The sequence below is a fragment of the Paenibacillus maysiensis genome (assembly GCF_000520815.1).
Lineage (GTDB): Bacteria > Bacillota > Bacilli > Paenibacillales > Paenibacillaceae > Paenibacillus > Paenibacillus maysiensis.
This window is the reverse complement of the sequence record NZ_ASRY01000011.1, coordinates 1-22631: the sequence shown is the minus strand read 5'-3', so window position 1 is coordinate 22631 and position 22631 is coordinate 1. Positions and strand designations below refer to the sequence as shown.

At 47.8% G+C, this 22631-nt stretch carries 18 protein-coding genes, 1 pseudogene, 1 CRISPR repeat array and 1 riboswitch; of the genes and pseudogenes, 11 read left to right on the top strand and 8 right to left on the bottom strand.

The genetic code is table 11. From position 1 onward, the window contains the following. The first annotated feature begins 293 nt into the window (after positions 1-293). Together L696_RS0100825 and L696_RS0100820 are read left to right on the top strand one after the other, a co-directional pair. Positions 294-857, top strand: a complete 564-nt coding sequence (locus L696_RS0100825; RefSeq protein WP_025681951.1) for a GbsR/MarR family transcriptional regulator — start codon at positions 294-296, stop codon at positions 855-857. Positions 858-1067: 210 nt separating this feature from the next. Further along, complete coding sequence (locus L696_RS0100820) at positions 1068-2549, top strand: carboxylesterase/lipase family protein (RefSeq protein WP_025681950.1); 1482 nt, start codon at positions 1068-1070, stop codon at positions 2547-2549. A gap of 113 nt (positions 2550-2662) precedes the next feature. On the opposite strand, the gene L696_RS0100815 is transcribed toward L696_RS0100820, so the two are convergent. The 6 genes from L696_RS0100815 to L696_RS0100790 form a co-directional block, all read right to left on the bottom strand. Further along, entirely contained in the window at positions 2663-4693 is a 2031-nt protein-coding gene (locus L696_RS0100815) for a methyl-accepting chemotaxis protein (RefSeq protein ID WP_025681949.1), read from the bottom strand. A gap of 239 nt (positions 4694-4932) precedes the next feature. After that, positions 4933-5880 carry a DMT family transporter gene (locus tag L696_RS0100810; RefSeq protein WP_025681948.1) on the bottom strand — a complete coding sequence of 316 codons (948 nt, stop codon included), beginning with the start codon at positions 5878-5880 and terminating at the stop codon, positions 4933-4935. A gap of 174 nt (positions 5881-6054) precedes the next feature. Continuing rightward, a riboswitch (FMN riboswitch) is annotated at positions 6055-6199 on the bottom strand. A 123-nt stretch (positions 6200-6322) separates the two neighbouring features. Beyond that, positions 6323-7018, bottom strand: coding sequence for an ABC transporter permease (locus tag L696_RS0100805; RefSeq protein ID WP_025681947.1), 696 nt, complete (start codon positions 7016-7018; stop codon positions 6323-6325). Next, positions 7011-7934 (bottom strand): ABC transporter ATP-binding protein, encoded by a 924-nt coding sequence (locus L696_RS0100800; RefSeq protein WP_025681946.1) that lies wholly within the window; start codon positions 7932-7934, stop codon positions 7011-7013. The genes L696_RS0100805 and L696_RS0100800 overlap by 8 nt, the downstream gene beginning before the upstream one ends. Positions 7935-8028: 94 nt before the next feature. Further along, positions 8029-8973 (bottom strand): sensor histidine kinase, encoded by a 945-nt coding sequence (locus L696_RS0100795; RefSeq protein WP_049827232.1) that lies wholly within the window; start codon positions 8971-8973, stop codon positions 8029-8031. 1 nt (position 8974) lies between these two features. Beyond that, a complete protein-coding gene (locus L696_RS0100790) occupies positions 8975-9682 on the bottom strand; it encodes a response regulator transcription factor (protein WP_025681944.1) in 708 nt (235 codons plus the stop codon). A gap of 242 nt (positions 9683-9924) precedes the next feature. Next, a CRISPR array of direct repeats spans positions 9925-12334; the repeat unit is 30 nt; unit sequence CTTTAACCACAACATGAGATGTATTGAAAT. A gap of 223 nt (positions 12335-12557) precedes the next feature. Between L696_RS0100790 and L696_RS0100785 the strand changes: the two genes are divergently transcribed. The 3 genes and pseudogenes from L696_RS0100785 (at position 12558) to L696_RS0100780 (ending at position 15207) form a co-directional block, all read left to right on the top strand. Further along, positions 12558-13061 carry a DUF6933 domain-containing protein gene (locus tag L696_RS0100785; RefSeq protein WP_025681943.1) on the top strand — a complete coding sequence of 168 codons (504 nt, stop codon included), beginning with the start codon at positions 12558-12560 and terminating at the stop codon, positions 13059-13061. Between the two features lie 43 nt (positions 13062-13104). Beyond that, positions 13105-13365, top strand: a pseudogene (locus L696_RS31665) (hypothetical protein). Positions 13366-13575: 210 nt separating this feature from the next. Then, the gene (locus tag L696_RS0100780; RefSeq protein ID WP_025681942.1) at positions 13576-15207 is read left to right on the top strand and encodes a formate--tetrahydrofolate ligase; all 1632 of its coding nucleotides are present in this window, start codon (positions 13576-13578) and stop codon (positions 15205-15207) included. A gap of 26 nt (positions 15208-15233) precedes the next feature. On the opposite strand, the gene L696_RS0100775 is transcribed toward L696_RS0100780, so the two are convergent. After that, positions 15234-15473 (bottom strand): hypothetical protein, encoded by a 240-nt coding sequence (locus L696_RS0100775; protein WP_245233259.1) that lies wholly within the window; start codon positions 15471-15473, stop codon positions 15234-15236. A gap of 79 nt (positions 15474-15552) precedes the next feature. On the opposite strand from L696_RS0100775, the gene L696_RS0100770 reads away from it, so the two are divergent. The 5 genes from L696_RS0100770 (at position 15553) to L696_RS0100750 (ending at position 21677) form a co-directional block, all read left to right on the top strand. Next, a complete protein-coding gene (locus L696_RS0100770) occupies positions 15553-16881 on the top strand; it encodes a DUF4367 domain-containing protein (protein ID WP_025681940.1) in 1329 nt (442 codons plus the stop codon). Positions 16882-17144: 263 nt separating this feature from the next. Next, complete coding sequence (alr, locus tag L696_RS0100765) at positions 17145-18341, top strand: alanine racemase (protein WP_025681939.1); 1197 nt, start codon at positions 17145-17147, stop codon at positions 18339-18341. Positions 18342-18635: 294 nt separating this feature from the next. Then, positions 18636-18917 (top strand): CopG family ribbon-helix-helix protein, encoded by a 282-nt coding sequence (locus L696_RS0100760; RefSeq protein WP_025681938.1) that lies wholly within the window; start codon positions 18636-18638, stop codon positions 18915-18917. A gap of 6 nt (positions 18918-18923) precedes the next feature. Continuing rightward, a complete protein-coding gene (locus L696_RS0100755; RefSeq protein ID WP_007429335.1) occupies positions 18924-19274 on the top strand; it encodes a type II toxin-antitoxin system PemK/MazF family toxin in 351 nt (116 codons plus the stop codon). Positions 19275-19454: 180 nt separating this feature from the next. Then, a complete protein-coding gene (locus L696_RS0100750) occupies positions 19455-21677 on the top strand; it encodes a Tex family protein (RefSeq protein ID WP_025681937.1) in 2223 nt (740 codons plus the stop codon). A gap of 103 nt (positions 21678-21780) precedes the next feature. On the opposite strand, the gene cmpA is transcribed toward L696_RS0100750, so the two are convergent. After that, a complete protein-coding gene (cmpA, locus tag L696_RS30125; protein WP_007429337.1) occupies positions 21781-21915 on the bottom strand; it encodes a cortex morphogenetic protein CmpA in 135 nt (44 codons plus the stop codon). Positions 21916-22075: 160 nt separating this feature from the next. Between cmpA and L696_RS0100740 the strand changes: the two genes are divergently transcribed. Then, entirely contained in the window at positions 22076-22588 is a 513-nt protein-coding gene (locus tag L696_RS0100740; protein WP_025681936.1) for a SprT family protein, read from the top strand. Positions 22589-22631: the final 43 nt, after the last annotated feature.

Here is a 22631-nt window from a genome sequence, read left to right as displayed (position 1 = left end):
AACATCCGGAACTTTACAACCGATAGCTCTTTTTTTAAAATAGACAATGAAATATAACCATAAGCAAAAGATTAATATATATCCATAATTTTAAAAGTTTACTATCATTAGAAATTTTGCGAATTGTGATTTTGAACGACCCATGCTGTTGTAATATAGACAGAAGCTTTGTTTTTGAAACATTTCATTTTTAATTGAAAGATTTCATGTGTTGCGTCAAAGCCAATCGGTTACGGGTAAAAGTCGTTCATACGATCTTAGGCAAAATGCTCTAAAATTAGGAGGTTGCAAGCATGAGCTTGTACCAGTTAGGTGATGAGCAGCAGGCTTCGCTGCAAAAAATTCGCAAACGTGTCATAGAAGCTATAGGTAAAAATATGGACTTGTATGGGATCACTCTATCTACGGGGCATTTGTACGGCTTGCTTTTTTTTGCGGATAAACCGATGACGCTGGACGAAATGGGCCGTGAAATGGAAATGAGCAAAACGAGCATGAGTACCGGTGTCCGAACACTACTGGATTTGAAAATGGTCAACAAGGTGTGGAGCAAAGGCTCACGCAAGGATTTGTATGAAGTCGAATATGACTGGCATCAAACGTTCACAGACTTCTTTGCTATTAAATGGAGAAAAGCGGTTGAAACGAACTTGCTGGTGCTACGCAAGGCCATTGAGGAGCTGGACAGATTGCTGGAGCGGGATGGGGAATATGAGGAATTTAAGGCTGTTCTCCAGCAGGATCGTTTGAAAATGAAGCAGGCTGTGGCCTATTACAAGTGGCTGGACCGACTGATTGATTCGATGGAAAGCGAAGAAATATACAAGCTGATTCCCAAAGAAGAGGTTCGTGATTAATCGCTTATCCTCTTTTGTTTCCATAAAAATGCCGGAGCGTAGAAAGCGTTCCCGGCATTTTTTTGTGTTTGGCTTTGTTGATTTTGGATTAGCTTTGTTCGATTTTTGGTTTGGGCCTGCGCAAAGGGTATAATAGAAATATGAAATGATTGATATAACGCTGTGTTGAATATTTAATACTGAACATACAGGTTAAAGGAGACTTGATATATGGAAAGTATTACAGTACATACCCGCCTGGGTCAGCTTCGTGGGGAAACGGTGAGTGGATATCATGTATGGAAGGGCATCCCATATGCACAGCCTCCTGTGGGGGAACTGCGTTTTCACGCGCCTCAGCCTTTGAAGCCTTGGGAAGAGGTACGAGATGCAACGCGCTTTGGGCCGATCTGTCCGCAGCCTATGCCATCTGCTGAGAGTATGACCGGGAATCTGGTGGAGCCGCCTGAGCAGTCGGAGGACTGCTTGTACCTGAACGTCTGGACGCCTGCTTCGAAGGCACCTGCAAAGGGACGACCCGTGATGGTGTGGATTCACGGCGGAGCCTTTGTAACCGGGTCGGGAATTGTTCCATTATATGATGGGGCACGGATGGCGGAAAATGGCGATGTTGTCGTCGTTACGCTCAATTATCGGTTGGGACCGTTAGGATTTTTGCATCTGACTCCAAGGGGAAATGGCCTCACCTCTAATGCGGGACTACTGGATCAGATTGCTGCCTTGGAATGGGTCAGGGACCATATCGCCGCATTTGGCGGTAACCCGGACGAGGTGACGGTGTTCGGTGAATCAGCGGGAGCTATGAGTATTGCCGCGTTATTGGCTATGCCGGCCGCAGAGGGCCTGTTCCGGCGTGCTATTTTGCAGAGCGGTGCATCGCAGGTGTTACCGACTTCACAGGCTGAGCAAGTCACGGCTGCGTATCTCCAGCAGTTGGGGGTGGACACCCTGCATCCGGAACGTTTGTTTACGCTGCCGACGGAGGCGCTCATGCTTGCCATGGCCAAGACGCATGAAATGATCGGCCCGGAGCTGGCGATGCGCTATCAACCCGTCGTGGACGGTGTGACCTTGCCTGACGTACCTTTATCTGCGATTGCCAAAGGATCAGCCAAGCAGGTATCCGTTCTGATCGGAACGAATTTGCATGAGGGTGCTTACTTTATCCGCAAGGAATCCCATCTGATGAACAAATCGATGGCGAGCCAGACATTGGAAATGATGACGGGCATGTCAGACATTGGCGACCTGATAGAACCTTTTTCGGTTACAATTGAGGGACAGGCGCAAATGCTAACGGATCTGTTCTTCTGGCGGCCTGCGCTGGCTCTGGCGGTTGCACAAGCTGTACATGCCCCGGTGTGGATGTACCGTTTTGACTGGACATTGCCGGGGCATCCTACCTTTGGACAAGCGGTTCACGGTGCAGAAATTGCGTTTGTTTTCGATAATCTGGAGCTGCTAGGTAAGCTCGGATTGGACGTTCATCCCTCTATGCAGAAGCTGGCTCAAGATATGCAGCAGGCATGGGTTGCTTTTGCACGTGATGGGAAGCCTGTGCTGTCGGAGGGGGCTTGGCCAATGTACGACAGGGAAGAGCGGACTACAGCTATTTTCCATCAGGATATTAAGGTGGAGCACGACCCTGAAGGGGATAGACGCCGCCAGTTGACAGGACAGATGAGCATCTGAGCCAAGTATTAAGATATCATCCAACAGCCTAACATAATAAAAGCCTTCGCCCGTAAATTTGTATACGGACGAAGGCTTTTATAGGTTGAACAGGTGCAGATGTATCGCAGAAACTAAATCTTGAATCGCTTCACCAGCTCTTGCAAATCCTGCGCCATGTTGGACAGCTCCTGAGAGGAAGAAGCGATTTCTTCCATCGCCGCCATTTGCTCCTGAACGGCTGCGGAGGTCGTCTGTGAGCTATCCGCCGAATTGCGGGACAGGCTTGCCAGATGGGTAACAGTAGCCGAAACCTCTTCCGTACTGGCCGAAATTTGTTCAGCGGCTGCGGATACGCTTTGAATCTGTTCCACAATATGAGAGGTGGAGCGCTCAATATTCGTGAAGGCACCTTCTGCATCTTGACTAATACGCAGTCCTTCGCCCACTTGGTTACGGACATTACCGTTCATCGTAGCCGTGGAACGCTGGATCAGATCGAGCATCTGTGTAATGATCTGGCTGATGGAATCCGCGCTTTCCTTGGATTGCTCCGATAGCTTGCGAACCTCGATGGCTACTACGGCGAATCCACGCCCGGCTTCGCCTGCTCTGGAGGCTTCAATCGACGCATTCAACGACAGCAGGTTGGTCTGCTTGGCAATAGCAGCAATCGCGCTATTCATCTGCTTTGCATCGTCAGAGAGCTGTGACAGCTCATCCATCAGGCTGGCTGTTTGGGTCACAGCTTCCAGAATGCGGTCCATCTGTGTGCGTACGCTACCGATCATTTGGCTACCTTTGGCTACGTCATGCTCAGTCTGTCCTGCTGAATCTACGATGGAGCTTGCCGATTCCGCAATGGTGCTGACACCCTTCGCCATTTCCTCGACGGCATTGGCCGTTTGTTCGGATGCCTCTGCACTGGTGGTCGCATTTTCTGCGGATTCCATAACCGTTTCCGCTACATGCTGTACGGATTCCGTCGTTTGCTCCGTGCTTTCCTTGATCATCAGGGAGGAGGACGCGAGTCGGGACGACGTTTGGTTGACCTCGGAAACCATCGTATGCAGTGCATGTGTCATCTGGTCAAAATTTTGCGCCAGCTCGCTGAATTCATCCTTGCCGGACAGATTGACTCGTGCGGTGAGGTTGCCGTCACGGACGATACGTGTTCCTGCTTGCAGCTTTCGCAGCGGGATCAGGAAAGAGCGAATCATGAGAAAGATGATAACAGCAGCGACCAGTATGGAAATCATAATCACAATCAGACTTTGCTTCAAAATCGGTTGGGCAGCATCACTGTAATCCTCCAGATCCGATAGTGCGATAATATTCCACCCGGTGACAGGGTCCTTGAGTGTAAAGGCCAGCATATCTCTATTCATAAATTGCATTTGTGATATGGAAGGAGTATCATTTTGAGCGGTTTTCTCTACTTTGGGAAGTCCCTCAATGGTGTCTGCCGGTTTTTTGCCTGTATTTTTAAAAGCCGTTCCAGCTCCAGCTACAATTTTATGATTAGAATCAACAATAAAAAGTCCCCCGCGCTCGCCAATCTTAACAGATTGCAGGTTTTGACTCATCTTGTCCAGATTCAAACTCAACGCAATAGCTCCTTGACCGTCCTCCAGCGTTCTCGATACAGCAATCGCTAGATTTCCTGTCGTGGGGCTCACAAGCGGAGCACCAACGAATACTTTACCCTTTTGCAGCATCGCATTTTTGTACCACGGTCTCTCCCTGGGCTCATAATCGGTTGATTCTTTTTTCGGCGTACGAATGTATTGTCCTTCCTCATTGCCGAGGAGCGCAGCATCTAATTCGGGATGAGCTTTGACGATGACATCCAATTTTTTCTGAAGAGCCTCTTCGTTGGAATCAATGGAATCAGAATGGATTTCAGTGGATAGCACGTCAACGTCTTTCATAATGGGAGATACATACTGATTGACATTACTTCGGATCAGATACAGATTCGTGTACACGGAACCGCCCATTTGCCGACTGAGTTGCGTCGTAGCGCCCTGATAAGAAAAGTATCCAATTAGTATGCTGGGAATCAATAGGACTGCCATAAAAGCTACAATTAATTTTGTCCTCATTAAATAGAACTGTTTGAGAAACCTGCTCCACCATGGAACTGTATGTTTTGCTTTAGTCATATTCTTGCTCCTCTGTGTCTGATAATCACTACATTGTTTTATTCGACAGAAACCGATGAATTTTATAGATGTAATCTATGGAAAAAGATAAATAGCTGCTTGTTTTGCACGTTTTTATCTAAAAATAGTTCTAAAGTATCATGTTATATATTATATTTATACATAAAAAGCCAAATCGGAGATGCAAAAGCATCTTCTCGATTTGGCTTGGGTGAGTCATGAAAGGAACATTGAACCTGTTAATCTTTTTGCTGACGAGAAATCATAAAGAGCGTAATCCAGATGAGCATAAAGCCAGTCAATTGCGCTACCGTAACGATCTGCTGGAAAACCATCCAGTTAATTACAACACCGACCATCGGGAAGCTTAGTTCTGCCATCGTGGCATAAGACGCCTTGGTCGTACTGAGGCCCTTGTAATACAGTAACAGGCTGAGAAGACCAGGGAGCAGCGCCTGCAGCAACAGATTGATAATCACTGCTGCGCCCGCCCATGTGCCAGCAGGCATATTCCAAGGTGCATGCTCCACAGAGGTGAGAACGATCAGCAGAGGGAGAGCTACCATGAAGCGCAGGGAGGTCACCGTCTCATATTTCATCGAACGAAGCAAGTAGCTTCCCATTACTGTCGAACCGCCCCACAGGACCGCTGCTCCTAGTGCAAGCAGACTGCCGACGTGGATGAAATCATGAACATGTCCGAAGGGGAGCGACCAGCCGAAGGTAAGAAGATACGTCCCGAACAGAGCCACGACAATTAATATTCCAAAATGACGCGGCAGCATTTCCTTCAATATAACGCGGGCCAGAATAATAGCGACCAACGGTTGAAGCTTTTGGAGCAGCAGCACAGCGTTAAGATCACCGTTGCTGAGTGCCATCGTGAAAATCACGCTGGCTAGAGCCGAGCCGCCCCACGAAACGAACAAAATAGCCAAAATCTGACGAAGCCGTACCGCTTTAAGCTCCTCGCGATGCTTCCACAGCACGGGTGCCAGGGCGATAAAGAGCAGCACATGCTCTATCAGCACAATTTGTGTAGAGGTAAATGATTTGAGCAAAATAATACGAAACAGCGGGTCCGCGCCCCACAAGGCCGCTCCAATCGCGACTAGCCAAAAACCGCTTTTCATGTGGGAGCTACGATCAAAACCTTTGGATGTTAGTACAGTTGATGATTGACTCATACTCAATTAGCTCCTTGCGAATACAGGACCGGTGGCACAGAAACCCCCGTCCATGGCGATAGGCCATGCAAGACGGGGGTTGATCAAATAAACTTGCCGCTGTATGCAAGTTAAATGAAATTGCTGCAAAACCAATAACGCAGCAATTTCATTTAACTTGCGGCATGTTCATGCTTCGATCTTCTTCCATCCGGACTTTACCGTCGGCTTTGGCATCTCACCAAATCAGTCCGTATCTTGTTACCAGATACAGAGTCGCGGGCTTAGCTCCATGAGCCATACCGCCGGTTGGGAATCACACCCTACCCCGAAGATCCTTATTCCGTTTTTTTAATTTCTCCTATAGGATATACCTGTTTTAGAATGAAGTCCAGTGAAAAATATGTGTACATCGAACAAAGGTTTTCATTCATTTCTTGAAAGCGTTTCACAAAATTACATATTACGAGGTAATATCCTTATACTCGATGCGGCGGATGGCTGCATAAGCTACGAGCATTCCCAGCGCGGCGAACCCGATCTGCACAAGCGCAATGGAGCTAAGTGTAGCGCCGTTATTATTCGAAAACAGCAGGGCTACGATCAGGATCGAGCTCACAATGGTGGTAGGTATCGAGTATTTTCGCATTCCCATGTACAGCGGAACCAGCCCCATAAAGCTTGCTGCAACCGCATTGATCAGTGTCCGCACTGATTGTTGTCCTAGTATAGTGAGGCTAAGCTTATCCGGTACAATAACAACGAACTGATTTAATAGATGAAGGGCCGCCGTAATGATGATTTCCGATAAAATAATGGACATGAACGTAAGCAGCAACACGATTAAGAGTTTGGCGACCATCAGCTTTTTGCGGTCAATCGGGTACATGAACAAGATGTTAATCGACTTGGACTTAAATTCGCTCACAATAAAGCGGCACAGCAGGACGGAGGCAAAAATAATAAATGTGGCTCTGACCATATAGTCCAGGAGGTCCAAAAGCTCAGCGTACCGTGTAAATTCGGGCACTCCTTCACTTTGGCTGTCCAGCGCAATAATGATGAACAGGCCTAAAATACATGCGTTGGCAATCAGCACCGAACGGATATATCCCGCCAAATGAAACTTTTTCAGCTCTAGTTGCATCAGTTTAAGCATGGGGTTCACCTCCATGTAACAGCCGCACGAAGTAGTCTTCCAGCGTACTGTTTTTTTGGTGGATGGAATCCACCTCTACCTCATTTAAAATGAGCGTTTTCGTAATTTGCTTCTGTGGTACACTTGTATCGTAAATGCGTATATTCTGATCGTTTAGCACTCGAATATTCGTCAGATTCAGGTGATGGGAGAGGACGTAGGCCGCTTTTTTGCAGTCATTGGTCGTAAATTCGATGTATTCCGTATTGGTTTCCCGCACCTGTTCCATCGATACTTCCTCAATCAGTCGACCGTGATTAATCACACCCACCGTATCGGCAATTTGCTCAATTTCCACTAAAATGTGGCTGGACACAAGGATCGTCATACCATATTCCTTGCACAGCATGTGGAACAATTGGCGGATTTCCTTGATCCCTACCGGGTCCAGCCCATTAATGGGTTCGTCCAAAATCAGCAACTCCGGCTTGGTCGCAATCGCTCGGGCGATCCCGAGACGCTGCTTCATCCCCAGTGAAAAATCCTTTACCGGCTTGTCATCTGCGTTTCGCAGGTTCACCAGCTCCAGTGCATCCCGAACAGCCTGCTTGTTATAATAGCCCATATATTCACAATGAAGTTCGAGATTTTGCCGGGCCGTCAGCCTGTCATAAAAAATCGGGTATTCAATAATCGAGCCCATCCGGCCGAGCAGGTGGTACGACTTTGGCGTTAATTTTTCACCGAACAATTCAATCTCACCCGAGGTCGGCTTGAGCAGGTTCGTAATCATTTTCATAATCGTTGTCTTGCCCGCCCCATTGGGACCGAGAAAGCCATAAGTTTCCCCCTGGCGCACATTCATGCTGACCCCCGCTACAATTTCGTTGCCCTTCAGGGCCTTGGTCAGTTGATGCGTCCGTAATATGTAAGTCATGGGTGTTCTCCCTTCGTATACTGTTGATAATTCAAGGATAAAGGGCGAAATGTTCATTTTTCTTTCCCGTTTCTTACAAAATTATTAAGTTCGATTAATAGTTGATTTTTTTCAGTGTAAAAGAGAAGACCGTCCGCTCATAAGGTATGCTGCTCAAATGAATCTCTCCGTTTATCGTCTCAACCAGACGCTTGGCAATCGTAAGACCCAGCCCGCTGCCCTGTATCGCCTTGTTGCGGGAATCCTCAAGCGTGTACATGCGTTCAAAAACCTTGTCCTGCTCAGGCTCCTGTATGCCTTGCCCCCGATCCCATACCTCTATACGCACCGTGTCCTGCTGTTCCGTTAGAGTCAGTCCCAGCGTCCGGCCATCGGCACCGTAGCGAATCGCATTCGAGATCAGATTGTTCAGCACCCGCCCAATCGCTCCTTCGTTCCCCAAAGCATGAATGGGGTGCTCTGGGATATCAATATGCACAGCAAACCCCTGCGCGGTCAGCAGATCATAAAACTGCAAAATGCTGCGTCTGCACAGCTCTCCCACCTCCAGCCGGGTCAACGGAATATCCGTATCATTAGCCTCCAGCTTCGCCAAGCTAAAAAAGCTTCCGATCAGCTCAATCGCTTCGCTTGTCTTTTGATGAATCCTGGATAACAGCTTTGCACGTTCTTCCGGCAAAATATGCGGATCGGCATCCAGCATCTCGGCATACCCGAGCACCACCGTAAGCGGGGTCTTAAGGTCGTGAGAAATGTTTGAAATCATTTTGCGCATGGCGATTTGGCTTCGGTTGTAATCCACAGACACTCTTAAATTCAAGTCCAGCAGACGGTTAATTTCCGTCATGAGCCTTTGCAGCTCGGTATCACCTGTGACATATAGCAGCTTTTCCGCATGATTAACAGTTACAATTCGTTCCAGTGCGTTTCGGATATCCTTTATTTTGCGCTTTTGGGCCACCCGTTCCCGCCAGAGCCATACAATAACGACGGACAAGATGAGAACGACGATCCATTCAGAAATGCTCGCGATGTTCATATCAGCCGTTCTCCCATTTGTAGCCGATGCCCCATAAGGTCTTGATATGAACAGGGTGGGAGGGGTCTTCTTCGATTTTCTCACGCAGGCGGCGGATATGGACGTTAATCACGTTTTCGTCACCCATATAATCCTCTTTCCAGATAAACCCGTATAATTGCGCTTTGGTAAATACACGGTTCGGATGGGTGACAAATAGCTTCAGAATATCAGATTCCTTAGCTGTTAACTGAATTTGGATTCCGTTGCGGGTGACCATAAAATGATCAAAATCAATGCGCAGATTTCCGTAGGTCAGGACCTGTGCTTTCGGCTGTTCCTCCTGCTGTTGCTGTCGTGCATAGGTAGTGGCTCTGCGGATGGCAGACTGAATACGTGCCGTCATTTCTACCATCGAAAAAGGCTTGGCGATATAATCGTCTGCCCCGAAGCCCAGTCCAAGCGCTTTATCCACGTCACTGTCCTTGGCTGACATAATCAGAATTGGCACAGCGCTGTGGGTACGGATTCGACGGATGACCTCCATACCATCCACCTTGGGCATCATCAGATCCACCAATACCAGATCATAGGTGTGACGTTCAAAAGCAAGCAGCCCTTCTTCCCCGTCATAGGCGGTGGTTAATGTGTAGCCTTCTTTGCTGAGTGCTTTGAGCAGCATCTCGGCAATGGCTGTATCATCTTCGATGAGAAGTATGTGTGGGTTCATAGGTGTGTGTAGCACCTCCTAATTTTGGGGATCAGTTCATAAAAGGTGGGGTGCCAAGGAAGAACTTTTTTCCCAACCTCTAAATGACATGATATAGGGAATTACTTAGAGCCACAAGGGATACAGCTGTTTTTGTTTACATTTGGAAAGAAGCGACCTACGGTTGGGAAAAAATTGCGAAACCCTTGTGGCTGTAGTAAAATATGTACATTGTTAAAATAGAAAAGCTTGATTTTACTAGCCTTTAACCACAACATGAGATGTATTGAAATGAAAAATTCGTCGTCCGACTAAAAGTGAAAGAGCTAACTTTAACCACAACATGAGATGTATTGAAATGTACGTCATGGGCTTACAGCTTAATGATGGTGATGACTTTAACCACAACATGAGATGTATTGAAATTGGACACGAAGGTATGATATACGCTCGCTGACTTTCTCTTTAACCACAACATGAGATGTATTGAAATCGAGACTCCACCGCGGCCTTATTTCCTTGCTGTAATCTTTAACCACAACATGAGATGTATTGAAATATGTTAATCGTCGGCATCGGCACCAAACCCTTTCGGCTTTAACCACAACATGAGATGTATTGAAATATCCCTAAGTCTTGCAATGATCGCGTCCCTCCATCCCTTTAACCACAACATGAGATGTATTGAAATGACGAGGTGAAGCCGTGAGCAGAGCGTATCGCAAAGCTTTAACCACAACATGAGATGTATTGAAATTTAGTTCTGATTCGGATCGTGCCATCTTTTTTCGGTCTTTAACCACAACATGAGATGTATTGAAATTGTGTCTCTCCCCCTTATGGAGGGCTGTTCCCTCCTCTTTAACCACAACATGAGATGTATTGAAATAAGCGTCCGACCAGTGGCCTGCTGCTACACAAAGGACTTTAACCACAACATGAGATGTATTGAAATAAAACGCTTTATGGATATTATCCATTGAGTGCAGGACTTTAACCACAACATGAGATGTATTGAAATACTTAACCGGGAATCCAGTTCGAGCCCGTGGTCGGTCTTTAACCACAACATGAGATGTATTGAAATATGGAGAAAAAGGAATTTTTACACGGCGGCGCTCGTCTTTAACCACAACATGAGATGTATTGAAATTCCCTTATTTTCTTAACAACGAGACGAATTATAAAACTTTAACCACAACATGAGATGTATTGAAATAAAATTACATTACGCATCCTATCTTCTTCCCTTCTTCTTTAACCACAACATGAGATGTATTGAAATTTAGCTCTTCTAATTCACTTAGTCGATGCCTATCCCCCTTTAACCACAACATGAGATGTATTGAAATTGAAAAACCAAAACTTTATCCTTCTTCACATTTCAACTTTAACCACAACATGAGATGTATTGAAATATGTAAGGAGACCTGAGCCGAACGGTATCGACCGCCTTTAACCACAACATGAGATGTATTGAAATTGATTAACTCTAGGACCTAACACCTCTGGTATTTTACTTTAACCACAACATGAGATGTATTGAAATGATATTCAACAGCCGTAACAGTTGGCTTAGGACGACCTTTAACCACAACATGAGATGTATTGAAATCGGCAAACAAAATAAAAATCGCCAATGCCGAACCAGCTTTAACCACAACATGAGATGTATTGAAATATTTCTTCATAAATTTCTTTAGGTACATTTACTATAACTTTAACCACAACATGAGATGTATTGAAATGGGGTACTGAGGATTTTATAAAATCTTGTGAGTATTCTTTAACTACAACATGAGATGTATTGAAATAATACTGAAACCGTTATCCCTGCGTTATCCTCTAAGCTTTAACCACAACATGAGATGTATTGAAATTTTAAAAGCAACGTTCCAATGACCTGATCTTGCGTACTTTAACCACAACATGAGATGTATTGAAATTACATATACAAAGAAGTATACGGGAACAAAGTGTGACTTTAACCACAACATGAGATGTATTGAAATCCAGCGCCGGGACCTCCTGGGTTAGATGTGCCGCCGCCTTTAACCACAACATGAGATGTATTGAAATCTACCGACGACTACAACATGCCTACTTACATTTCCCCTTTAACCACAACATGAGATGTATTGAAATTAGGAACCTTCTACATAGTCATGCATTTTCACTTTCCTTTAACCACAACATGAGATGTATTGAAATAAGGTATGCATTACAATTCGATGGATGTGACTCCTACCTTTAACCACAACATGAGATGTATTGAAATTTTGCGGCAAAGTTGTATTCGCAATGCTTTCCATGCTTTAACCACAACATGAGATGTATTGAAATAAACCTAATTGATGCCGCGTTAAAGGACGGGTTATGCTTTAACCACAACATGAGATGTATTGAAATTATTGTGTAAATCCGAACACTGGAAAGCTAGAGTTCTTTAACCACAACATGATATGTATTGAAATGGTATATGGGAAACAGTCAAGTCCGACGCTACAGCCCTTTAACCACAACATGAGATGTATTGAAATAACAAGACCACGGGCGGAGCTGCGGAACAGGCTGCGCTTTAACCACAACATGAGATGTATTGAAATTCGTAGGCGGTTACCGTCGTGTCGCCTTTGTCGTCAACTTTAACCACAACATAAAATGTACCTAAAATATTCTCAACTTTAATGCACTGAAGTAGATTTTTTTATCCATCCCCAGCATAAGATGTAATCAAATTACTGGAAATTCGCTACCTTCCTATATTATACTGAAAGTGTTTACAAACCGATATTTGGAATACGGTGTTATGATAATCGGGACATGCCTTATACGAAAGATTGGACATGATCGAAACATGAGCTACGGCACAGGACCGTCATAAAGGAGAGCAACGATGTTTGTCATACGGGGAACACAAAAACTGCTGAAGGAATGGGATATCGAACCACTTCAAGTTGATATTTATCCGCCTTTGAATAGTTGGCATGCCAACTTGTTTTTGCTTAATCGGAGAAAAAATATTGTGTTTATGCATGATGCATCCCGCTTGAGTGTCACACTGTTCGGAATCAAAAAGGCGCAGTACAAAAATCTACCAACTCTTTTCGTTCAAGCCTTGAAGGAGCTCATGCTCAGTGAGGGTTTTGATGAACAAATTGTAGAGGCGTATACACAGGAAGGCAAGCAGATGCTGGCTACTACGACGAACAGCCATAGTGTGATGGGAACCTTGGAAGAGATTATTTTTGTCATGAAGGAACTGGATATGGAGCATGGATGCGAGCTGGAAAAAAACCAGTGGAATAACCGGATTGTGTTAAAAACGGTTCAATACCAGTATCCGGTCGATGCTTTTAAAGAAGTTTTGGAAAAGCATTATAAACAAGAAAGTGTTTAAGAATATTGCGATTATTCGAAAATAGGTTCCACTTGTTCCCGCTATAATATATATCTGTGTAGTTCTAAAAGACTATATAGAGAGTGGTTTTTTATGGACCACGCTCTTTTACGGTTTTTCCCTGCGTTGTTTAGAGGGGATTGGAAGTGGGCTATCCAGCTTTGTATTTTGCTTCATCTATAATCGCTTACATATTAATGATCTGCTGTCCCAAGGCTATGGTCCTGCGACCAAGAAAGCCCAAGCTGTCCTGATTTCCAAAGGATTTCTTGCTGAAAATTACGCTGCTAATGCTGCGAGTTAATTGGAGAGCTGGTCGTTAAACAGAAGTGCCAAAAGAGTATCCACCAAAGTCTATCTGGGCGGGGGATGCTCTTTTTTTACAACTCACAGGAAAGCAACGTTTGCGATGAAATGAATCATAGCGCAAAAAGCGGCACACTTTGGTAAAATAAAACGATACAGTGTTTGACACCATTGGTCAGACTTAAAAACAGGGGGTACATAACGAAGCATGAAACGGATTATTGAGGTAGCCAAAGAAGCAGGAATCGAAGAAGAGCATCTGGAGACGTATGGAAAATATAAAGCGAAGCTGAATCCGTCCCTGTGGGAGCAGGTGAAGGATCGTCCGAACGGAAAGCTGGTGCTGGTCACAGCAATGAATCCGACTCCGGCGGGAGAAGGGAAAACGCTAACGACCATTGGGTTGTCGCAGGCGCTGAATACGCTGGGACACAAGACCGTAGCTGCGCTGCGGGAGCCGTCGCTCGGCCCCTGCTTTGGCATGAAAGGGGGAGCAACCGGGGGAGGACAAGCCCAGATTGTTCCGGCCGAGGATATTAATCTGCATTTTACAGGCGATATTCACGCGATTTCGGCGGCGCATAATTTGCTGGCAGCGATGATCGATAATCATTTGTTTCATGGCAATGCTTTGCGTTTGAAGCCGGAACGAATTATGTGGAAACGGGCTGTAGATATGAATGATCGGAGTTTGCGAAGTATAGTAACCGGATTGGGAACAGGGAATGGAGCGGTGAGAGAAAGCGGCTTTCTGATTACCTCGGCCTCGGAAGTGATGGCGGTATTGTGTTTGAGTGAAAATATCGAAGACCTCAAAGTGCGCTTGGGTCGAATGGTCATCGGATATAACGAAGCGGGCGAAACGGTGACGGCAGCGGATTTGCAAGCAGTGGAAGGCATGGCTGTGTTGCTTCGGGAAGCATTAAAGCCGAATCTGGTGCAAACGCTGGAGGGAACACCCGTCATTGTGCATGGTGGGCCTTTTGCCAATATTGCGCATGGATGCAGCAGTCTGATCGGTACGAAGCTGGCTCTAAAGCTGGGAGAAGTGGTTGTGACGGAGGCCGGGTTCGGGGCTGAGCTGGGGGCAGAAAAGTTTTTTGATATCAAATGCCGTCAGTCCGGTTTGCAGCCGGATGCGGCTGTGCTGGTCGTAACCGCCAAAGCGCTGAAATATAACGGTGGTGTAGCTAAAAATGAGCTGGACGCGGAAAATCTGGAGCAATTACAGCTTGGATTAGCCAATATGAATCGGCATGTACGGAATTTGCAAAAATTCGGCGTGCCTGTACTGGTAGCGGTCAACCATTTTGTAACGGACAGCGAAGCCGAATTGGAACTGATTTTCGCGGAATGCCGCAAGCTGGGTGTATCCGCAGAGCTATCTCAGGTGTGGGCACAGGGAAGCAGAGGGGGAGAAAAGTTGGCCCAAAGCCTGCTGAATCTGCTCGAAGAGGGCAAAGCCCATTTTGCACCGTTGTATGATCATGCGCTTGATCTGCAAGCGAAAATTAGTGTCATTGCGAAGGAGCTTTACGGTGCGGCAGAGGTAGTATATACTCCTGCGGCTAAACGGGCGTTGTCCGGCATGGAGCAGCTTGGCTTTGGACAACTGCCTGTATGCATGGCCAAAACGCCGTATTCTTTTTCAGATCAGCCGTCTCTGCTAGGCGCACCGGAGGGCTTTACGATCCACGTGTCCAGAGTGTCATTGTCCGCTGGAGCAGGCTTTGTGGTCGTGGAAACGGGCAACACAATGACCATGCCTGGTCTACCCAAATCCCCGGCAGCCGAGCATATGTCGCTGGAGCCGGATGGGAGCATTCAGGGGTTGATGTAATATTTTCGCAAAAAATGTTAGGCGTTTTATGAGGAAGCACCGAGTAGCTTGGGCAGTGCGGTGAGCAGCTTTTGCCGGGTCATGGCATCGTTCCAATTCCAGCGGTCTGCTTCTACAAAATACACCCGGCCTTGACGCACAGCGGGCAGGCTACGCCAGAGAGCGCTGTTCAGCATGTGATCCAACGTACGTTTGGAGTCTGGAGCAGTGGTGGGAATGAGCATAAAAATAATACAAATCGCCATCCAAGCTCTCAAGCTTGTCATGCCAGTCTGCATAAATCGAACAAGTTCTTCATAGACATGTACTAATTCATTTAAAACATGTGCTGAAGGGGTTGATGATATGCGCCGGATTTCATGGATGCTTGCCATGGTCATGTGTGTAACGCTGCTGCTGGCCGGGTGCGGCAAGAAGAGCGCGGACGATGTGGTTAAAGATTTGAGTGACGTGGTGAGCGACCTGAACAGCTACCACGGTACAGCTTTGATGACGCTGCATACCGGCGACACGCCGCAGGAGTACAAGGTGGACATTTCCTACCGCAAGCCTTCCTATTACCGAATTGCCATGACGAACGAGAAAAAGGACATTACTCAGATCGTGTTACGCAATGATGAGGGTGTATTCGTATTGACGCCCAGTCTGAACAAGAGCTTCCGCTTCAAAAGCGATTGGCCGAACAACCAGGGGCAGGTATATTTGTATGAAACGCTGGTTCGCAGCATTATTGGCGATGCCTCACGTCAACTGGCCTCGGACGATAAATCCTATGTATTCGATGTGGCGGCGAACTACAACAGCCACGCGCTGGTAAGGCAAAAAATATGGCTGTCCAAAAATAACTATGCACCCACTCAGGTACAGGTATCTGATGCGAACGCCAAGGTAGTTGTGGATCTGAAATTCGATCAATTTGCGTTTGATACGAAGTTCGACAAGGACTCTTTTGATATGGAGCGCAATATGGCTTCTGGAAAAACAGGCAAGGGAAGTGAAGGAGCGCCCTCAGCCGGAGCCGTGGATTCCAGCGGGCAGCTTGATCCTTCCGGTACGATTGATGGTATGACAGGTGTGACGTCCAGCGAACCCGGACAAGAGCAGGGAACAGCAGGAGAGAAGCCACAGCAGCCGTCAGGAGAAGCGTCGGTGGATGGAGCTGCCACAGGCAATACGTCAAAACCGGATAGCGCGGACGCGACGGGCAGCACGGATACGGAGGCCAAGCCGGATACAGCGGGCAATACAGAGGCGCAACAGCAAGCTCAAACTCCGGATGCATCTGATGCAGCAACAGGGACATCGGCAGGCACGGATGCTGCTGAAGCTGTGATGGGTGAGTTCGGTTTGATTGAACCGTCCTATACGCCGGCCGGGGTACAGATCAAGGATACGCCGGAGCTGGAGGATAATGGTACGCATGCGGTTATGCTGCGGTATAGTGGAACGTATAACTATACGATTGTGGAGGCGCGTCCGAAGGATCGGGCTGTATCACTAGCTGCGGGTGAACTGGTCGATATTGGAGGAAGCTTTGCCGTTCTGACGGGCAGCGAGCAGCAGACGATGACCTGGATGAATGACGGTATAGAGTTCCGTATTACCAGTGCTGACCTGCCTGTGAGCGAAATGATACAAATTGCCGCTTCTATACAGGATCAATCGGGTAAATAAAACTTTATAGACGGATGCAGACGGTTTAGAGTGTATTTTACTCTGCTTCCGCCCGTATCCGTCTTTTGTTCATTCGAGGTCTAGGGGTGTGTACCTCTCGCTTGGAAGTCATGTTCCTTGTGGAGGATGCTGGTAAACGCCATCTGCCATTGACAGCGACGTTTCTGAACATTACCATTAACCTTTGGAAGTAAGGACTTTGCCACATTCCGAATGGTAAAAGGTTATGTTACAGGCTAACAATTGAAGAAGGTGACTGGATTTTGCAAGCACAATACAGATCGACCCGGGCCGAAATCAACCTGGATCACCTTGGCGCCAACTATGAGGCTTTTCGCAGAGCATTGCCAGCGGATAAGCTGCTGCTGGCTTGTGTCAAGGCTAATGCCTATGGACACGGTGCCGTGGAAATATCAAAGGAATTGGAACGCCTTGGTGCGGATTACTTGAGCGTCGCTTTTCTGGACGAAGCGCTGGAGCTTCGGCAGGCGGGGATCAGACTGCCTATCCTTGTTCTCGGTTATACCTCACCGGAAGCTGTGCAAACGGCTTGGGAGCATGACATTTCACTGACTGTGTTCAGTGAAGAAGTGCTGGAGGGTATTCGCAGACTGGACCGCAAAGGAAGCGAACGCAAGCTGAAGGTGCACATCAAAATAGACAGCGGCATGGGACGACTGGGCCTGCTGCCTGGAGAAGAGGCGATTGCCTTTGTCCGGCAGATTCACCGGTTGGAGCATGTGCTGCTGGAAGGCATGTACACCCATTTTGCCCGCGCGGATGAACAAGACAAAGGCTATACACTGCAACAGTATAATCGGTTCCAGGGCGTGGCGGAAGCGCTAAGGGAACAAGGCATCACCATTCCCATTATACATACGGGCAACAGCGCGACCACCATTGATACCCCTGCGCTTTCCCCCAATATGGTGCGGATTGGCATCAGTATTTACGGCCTGTATCCATCTGATGAGGTTAACCGGCAAGCCATTGAGCTGCTGCCTGTATTGTCATTAAAGACGGCAGTGGTTTACACCAAGACGCTCCCTCCCGGCTGGGGGGTTAGCTACGGCACCCGGTACGTGACCACTGAGGAAGAACGAATTGGCACACTGCCGATTGGTTACGCGGATGGATACTCCCGCATGCTGAGTGGGAACATCGAAGTGTTGATACGCGGCCGCCGCGTCCCGGTGCTCGGCACCATTTGCATGGACCAGTGTATGGTATCCTTACAATCTTTCGCAGAGGATGCGGAAGAAATTCAAATCGGCGAAGAGGTTGTTCTCATCGGCCAGCAGTCCGGCGAAACGATTGCCGCAGATGAGCTGGCATCCAAGCTTGGTACCATCCACTATGAGGTGATCTGCATGATCGCACACAGGGTACCGCGTGTATATACACGGGGAAATATTCCTGTCGTTCGAGTGAATTCGCTTCTTCCAACCCGCTGGGATTAATTTCATGACGCAAATTACCGGATAAAAGCAGGAGTTTTCGCAGAACGTCCCGAAATATGTACAAAGGAAAGAAAAGAGCGCTGTAACTGTCAAATCGACGTATCAGGCTCCGCTGACACTTGTATTTCGGGGATCAAACGTCTGTACGAAAACGAACTGCGTAGTTTATAATGGAATGCAGCATAGATGATATACGAATATCATATACATTCTCATGTATTCCGTTTGAATAAATTACCGGGAATAACGTTATAATGGTACAATGGCGACAAGGTTTTGGGGGTGGAAGAGAAGTTGGCCAATTTGCAGAACACCAAAAGAATAATGATCAGTTTGCCGGATCATCTCTTGCAGGAAGTGGACGGGATCGTAGCCATGGAAAATTCCAACCGCAGTGAATTTATCAGGCAGGCCATGAAGCAGTATGTGGGCGAACGTAAGAAACGTTACATTCGTGAAGCCATGCAGCGTGGTTATATGGAGATGGCTAAAATTAACTTGACCATGGCCTCCGAAGCCTTTCATGCGGAGGAAGATGCAAACAGCACCTTGGGCCGTACAGTTAGCGGGGTGTAATCCATATTGATCGTAAAGCGCGGCGACGTTTTTTTTGCAGACCTTTCACCCGTAGTCGGTTCCGAGCAAGGTGGCGTTAGACCTGTGCTGATCATTCAAAATGATATCGGCAACCGGTTCAGTCCCACCGTGATCGTGGCAGCCATCACCGCCCAGATTCAGAAGGCGAAGCTGCCCACACACGTGGAAATCGACGCGGCGACGCATGGCTTTGATCGCGATTCTGTCGTTCTTCTGGAGCAAATTCGGACGATCGACAAGCAAAGGCTTACCGACAAAATCACCCATTTGGATGAAGAAACCATGCGCAAAGTGAGCGATTCGCTACAAATCAGTCTCGGTTTGATTGATTTTTAGCATTTTGGAACGACGAGTGAAACGGGAAAAGGGCAGCGCGTGGGCGCTGTCCTTTTGCGTGTCCGATGAAAAATGCAGGCTGGGCCTGGCTTCATCGTTACGTGCTGGCGCTTTGATTCTTTTTTTGTGATAATGAAAGACATGATGAAAGACAAGAGTTGTAAGGAAGAAGGGATAGCTTTGTCTAACGAGGAAACGAAAACGGAAATCCGGCAGGAGCCGAACGAAGCAGATCGCCAGGAGCGGATTGTCAAACAAGTGGCGAGAGAGCTGTCGCTGGCGCTCAAGCAAATCCGGACGACGATCAGTTTGCTGGATGAAGGGAATACGATTCCTTTTATCGCGCGATACCGTAAGGAAATGACAGGGGAACTGGATGAAAATCAGCTGCGTGAAATTGAGGATCGTGTGCTGTATTTACGTAATTTGGAGGACCGTAAGGTAGAGGTCATTCGCATTATTGATGAGCAGGGCAAGCTGACAGAAGACCTTCAGGCTGCCATCACTTCTGCGGTTAAGCTTCAGGAAGTGGAGGATCTGTACCGTCCATATCGGCAAAAGCGCAAAACCCGCGCGAGTGTGGCGAAGGAACGGGGGCTGGAGCCGCTGTCCATCTGGATCTGGAGCCAGCCGAAGCAGGGCGATGCTCTGAAGGAAGCTGAGTCCTATGTGAATGCGGAATTGGGAGTGGACAGTGCCGAGGCAGCTATTCAAGGAGCTTTGGACATTTTAGCGGAAAATATAGCGGACGACGCGAGTATTCGCCAATGGGTGCGCCGTTATACACTGGATCATGGCATGCTAACCTCCGAAGCGAAGGATGCAGAGCAAGAGTCTGTCTACGAGAACTACTACAGCTATCGTGAGCTGGCTAAGAAAATGCCGCCTCATCGTATTTTGGCGATTAATCGCGGAGAGCGTGAGGGCATTCTCAAGGTCGGACTGGAGGTAGCTCCCGATTCAATTCACAATTACGTCGCAGGTCAAGTGATTAAAGGCTCATCCGCCGTGGAAGAGCTGCTGTGCAACGTCATTGAGGATGCATATAAAAGGCTCATCGCACCCTCTATTGAGCGTGAGGTGCGCGCTGAAATGACGGAGAAGGGTGAGCAGCAGGCCATCTCTATCTTTGCGGGCAATTTGCGCAGCCTGCTGTTACAGGCCCCGATCAAGGGCCGCCGTGTGCTCGGTGTCGATCCGGCGTTTCGGACAGGCTGCAAGCTGGCGGTAGTAGATGATACGGGCAAGCTGCTGGAAGTGGCTGTGACGTATCCGACACCGCCGAACAACAAAAAGCGTGAGGCTGCCGAGAAATTCAAGCAGCTCATTGCCCAATACAGCATTGAGCTGATCGTCATCGGTAACGGAACGGCTTCGCGTGAAACAGAGCAATTCGTGGCTGAAGTCATCGCAGACATTGGCGACAGCAGCTTGGCGTACCTGATCGTTAATGAAGCTGGCGCGAGCGTTTACTCGGCCTCCAAGCTGGCGCAGGAGGAGTTCCCGGATCTGGACGTGGCTGAGCGCAGCGCGGCATCCATTGCACGTCGTGTACAGGACCCGTTGGCCGAGCTGGTCAAGATTGAGCCGAAGGCCATTGGTGTAGGCCAGTACCAGCATGATGTGTCACAGAAGCATCTGGATGAAAGCTTGAAGGACGTTGTAGAATCGGCAGTTAACCATGTCGGTGTGGATGTGAATACTGCCTCCTCGGCTTTGCTGTCCTATGTAGCGGGCATTAACGCGACAATTGCCAAAAATATCGTGAAGTACCGTGAGGAAAACGGCAAATTCAACAACCGTCGTCAGTTGCAGAAGGTACCGCGCCTTGGCGCGAAAACCTACGAGCAATCGATTGGCTTTATCCGTATACCGGGTGGAGAAAATCCGCTGGACCGCACACCGATTCACCCTGAATCGTACGCTGTCGTAGACCGTCTGTTGGCTGAACTGGGCATCAGCGCCCACGATCTGGGCACCAAGGCTGCGACGGAAGCGCTGAACGTGTCCAACATTGACGAACTGGCCGCGAAGCTGGAAGTCGGCGTGCCGACAATGAGGGATATTCTGGACAGCCTCCAGCGTCCGGGCCGTGACCCGCGTGACGAGCTGCCGTTGCCTGTATTCCGCAAGGATGTGCTCAAGATCGAGGATCTGGCACCGGGCATGGAGCTTCAGGGAACCGTCCGCAATGTTATTGATTTCGGTGCTTTTGTCGATATCGGCATCAAGAGTGACGGATTGGTTCATATTTCGCAGCTGCGCAGCGGCTTCGTCAAGCATCCGATGGATGTGGTATCCGTTGGTGATAACGTAACCGTATGGGTGCTGAATGTAGACTTGAAAAAAGGCAGAGTCGGTCTGACGATGAAAGCTCCGGCAGAAGCGCAATCGCAGGCATAATACTCTACAAATCCGTATAACCGCCTTATTAGGGTATAACAAAAGCCGGAATCTCCGAACCACTTCGGAGACTCCGGCTTTCATTTATTACTGCCCTGAACTTCTACCCATTGTTGGCATCAAACTCTACACCCGGTGCTTTATGATAAAAAAACCAACAGTCATTCAACAGTTTGATCTGGCGCCGGTCCTTTTTGTAAAAGGCCCGCATAAGCTGGTTGCTGAGCCATTGAGGCAAGCCAATCTCCTCCTCTGCGTTACATCTGTATGTTTAGCATATGGGGTGGGTGCCTAAAGTGTGCTTATCAATTGGATGGCTTATGAATGGAGGGTTAGACTTTGGACGTTATTTTGTAATATGCTTGGCAGTATGGAGCAAAGGAGGAGAACGTGTAAGGATGGAGTCCAAGTCCCTTAGCAATTCGATGAACCATTCCATGAGCAATGAAGAGCTTCAGGAATGGGTGGAGCACATTTCAATGGAGAGTTTTGGCGTACCGTTTCGCCATCGTGCCAGCTTTAATTCGCGTCTGTCTTCCACAGGCGGTCGATATTTTATCAAAAGCCATCATATTGAAATTAATCCGCATCAGCTTGCAGCCTACGGGCGGTCTGAGGTGGAAAAAATTATTAAGCATGAGCTGTGCCATTATCATTTGCATTTGCGCGGGATGGGCTACCAGCATCGAGATGCGGATTTTAAAGCATGGCTGGCCCGTGTAGGAGGGAGCAGGCATTGCCAAACTCTGCCGGGAAGAGCGGAGCGGAAACCGCAGCCCTATCGCTACAAGCTGGTATGCGCCTCATGTAGTCAGGAATACTTGCGGAAGCGTAAAATGAATCCCCAGCGTTACCGCTGCGGCAAATGCGGAGGCAAACTTCGTTTGCTGGTACTTGACGGCACCCCCTGAATCATGGTAAATTAAACGTATTGTATGAACATTTACAGCAATG